Origin of the sequence: Streptomyces sp. NPDC060028, from assembly GCF_042736725.1 — a bacterium.
In the GTDB taxonomy this organism is placed as follows: Bacteria; Actinomycetota; Actinomycetes; order Streptomycetales; family Streptomycetaceae; genus Streptomyces.
Window position 1 is genome coordinate 1 of the sequence record NZ_JBHWVJ010000034.1, and the last position, 2,895, is coordinate 2,895.

General features: G+C 74.1%; 2 protein-coding genes. Both read right to left on the bottom strand.

Annotated features, from left to right (window positions below):
* Positions 1-401: 401 nt before the first annotated feature.
* A complete protein-coding gene (locus ACFWBF_RS18700) occupies positions 402-1,181 on the bottom strand; it encodes a TIGR03936 family radical SAM-associated protein (RefSeq protein WP_385602664.1) in 780 nt (259 codons plus the stop codon).
* A gap of 127 nt (positions 1,182-1,308) precedes the next feature.
* Complete coding sequence (locus ACFWBF_RS18705; RefSeq protein ID WP_385602667.1) at positions 1,309-2,751, bottom strand: hypothetical protein; 1,443 nt, start codon at positions 2,749-2,751, stop codon at positions 1,309-1,311.
* Positions 2,752-2,895: the final 144 nt, after the last annotated feature.

A 2,895-nucleotide genomic window follows, 5' to 3' on the forward strand; every position in this document is an offset into this window, starting at 1 on the left:
GACCGGCTCGGGGGCGACCTCGACCTCGGGCAGGGGCAACGGCTCGGGCGCCGGGCGGGCCGGCGGGCCGGGAAGCGGCGCGGCGACGCCTGCGCGGAGGCAGGTTGTCGCTCGGGCTGCCGCTGTCGGCGCCTGCGGTGGTGGTGTTGTCGTTTTCGTTGCCCAGCATGCGGGGTTCTCCCGTCACGCTCCCGGGCGCCGCGGCTGACTTCCGGTCCGGCACGGTTCCGCCTGCACGAGCGCGGAACCGGCCTCCGGGGCGCGTTCGCCACACGGGAGCTCAGTTCATGGCCGCCGGTTCCGTACGTGTTGTCCGTACGGCCTGGCGGAAGTCTTCAGGTCAGTGCGCGGCCCGACCCAGGTGGCTCCCGAGTGCCAGGGCTGCGCGACGACGACGATCCTTACGCGGCGGGACCTTCCGGCGCCTTCGCGTCGGCGGCTACGGCGGCCGTGGGTGGGGCGGCCGTGACAGCCTCGCGGTCGGGCGCGAGCGGGTCGGTCACCGTGCCGGACTCCTCGTCGAAGAGCCCCTGCGCCAGCCTGGTCACCGCTGCGGGGACCGGCGGCGCCAGGTCGGCCACAGCTCGGAGACCGGACAGGACGTCGTCGGGTCGCACGGCAGGTGTCAGATGCCGAACAACCAGCCGCAGTATCGCACAAGCATTGTCCAGGGGCCTATCAGCCGGTGCGGGAACCGCTTCCAGACTGACCACGGCGCCCCGGGTGTCGAAGGTCCGCATGCCGTTCTTGGTGCGGCGCTGGACCTCCACGGCCTCCGCGGCGAGGAAGGCGGCCACGGCGCGCTCGGCGTCCGCGTGCTCCACGCCGTCCAGGCGCAGCTCCCAGACGGAGGCGGTCAGGCGGTCGGCGAGGCCCGAGGTGCGGGCTTCGACGGCGTCGATGATGTCGAGGCCGAGGGGCATCGACTCGTCGAGCAGTTCGCGGAGCTTCGCGGGGTCGCGGGGTGCGGCGAGGGCGATCTCCAGGTATTCGGCCTCGCTGCCGGTCCCGGTCGGGGCGGCGTTCGCGTACGAGACGCGGGGGTGCGGGGTGAAGCCCGCCGAGTACGCCATGGGCACCTCCGAGCGGCGCAGGGCCCGCTCGAAGGCGCGCTGGAAGTCCCGGTGGCTGGTGAACCGGAGGCGGCCGCGCTTGGTGTAGCGCAGACGGATGCGCTGCACCACCGGTGCGGGAGGCGGGCCTTCGGGCTGTCGCTTGCCCAGTGGTTCTTCTCCTTGTGCGGGGCTTCGCGGCTCGCGCGTCGCCCTGAGGTCTGTGGAGCCGACGGGCCACACCGTGCCCGCCGGCTCACACCTGCTTGTGCAGGGGGCTCGCTGGTATCGGCGGGGCGGGCGTGTTGCCTGCGGCTGTCGTACTACCCAGAGTACGCGCCCGTGACCTTGCCGGTTCCCGGGGCGGCCCGCCGAACAGCACCCTTCGCACCTCGGCCCGCGCCTCCCGCACCGCCGCGCGGGCGGTCCGCCAGACCTCGCGGACGACGTGCCCGACGGGAGTGGCGACCTGCCGGTAGGCCCAGGCGCAGGGCCGCGCGACGAGACCGCGCCACAGCCACACGAGCCCGCGGCCGATGGCCCGGCCGGCCCGCCCGGCCAGGTGCCAGGCGCTGACCAGCAGTCGCCCGAGCGGCGCGAGCACGTAGCCGTACACCCCCCGGACGACCCACCCGGCCGCCCGGGCGAGCGGCGTCAGCACGTACCGGTACAGCGCCCCCGCGACCGGCACGACGACGTACCGCCACAGCCCGGCCCAGGGCCATACGAACAGCGCCCGGCCGAGCCACGCCACCGCGACGGCGACGCCGCGCGCCACCCAGGCGATGCCCTGCCCGAGGGGCACGAGCACGTACCGCCACAGCCCGACCCACGGCCATACGAACACGGACGTGAGCACACGCGGCACGAACCAGACGATCGCGCGCCCGGCGGGGGCCAGGACGTGACGTCCGACGGGGGTGAGGACGTGGGCGTAGAGCCGGGTCGCCAGCCAGGCGGTCCCGAGCGCTGCGGGCCTGAGCAGGTGGCGCAGGAACGCGTTGCCGCCGGGTGCCAGGACGTGGCGCCACAGTGCGGTCCAGGGCCATACGAACAGCGCCATCCCGAGCGCCCAGCCGACCCAGGCGACGCCCTTGGCCAGCGGGAGGAGCAGATGGCGGCCCACCGCGCGCAGCGCCCGGTCGAGCCCGTCGCCCAGCGGCCGCAGCACGTACGTGATCACCGCGCCGCCCAGCCACACCAAGCCCTGCCAGGCGGGACTCAGCACGTACGTGATCACCGCGCGGCCCAGCCACACCAGGCCCTGCCAGGCGGGACTCAGCACGTACGTGATCGCCGCGCGGCCCAGCCAGGCAAGGCCCTGCCAGGCGGGACTCAGGAGGTACGTGCCCACCGCGCGCACCAGCCACGCCAGGCCCCGGCCGGCGGGAGTCAGGACGTGGCGCCACAGGCCGACCCACGGCCAGACGAAGACCAGCTTCAGGAGGGTCGCCACGGCCCGGCCGAGTGCGCGCAGCACCGGACGCAGGACGTGCCCGTGGAACCAGCGCAGCCCCTGTCCCGTCGGCCCGAGGACGTGCCGGTTCAGCAGTCGGGCGAGGGCGACGAGCAGGTCCCAGACCACCCGTACGGGCAGCACGAGCAGCACCGCCACGATCTTCACGGGTATCCGCACGACCCCGACCAGGCAGCCTTCGCCCTGCGGAGGCCGTGGCGGCTGCGCCTTCTCGAGTTCCATGACCGTAGAGACACGCGAGGGGCGCCCCCCCGGGGGGGGGGGGGGCCCCCCGGCCCCCCGGTTGAGTTTAGACCCGACCCGGGCCCCCCCAGAGGTCCCCGGGCGGTATAAAAAAAACAACAGTCCCACGAAAAATGTAATGGT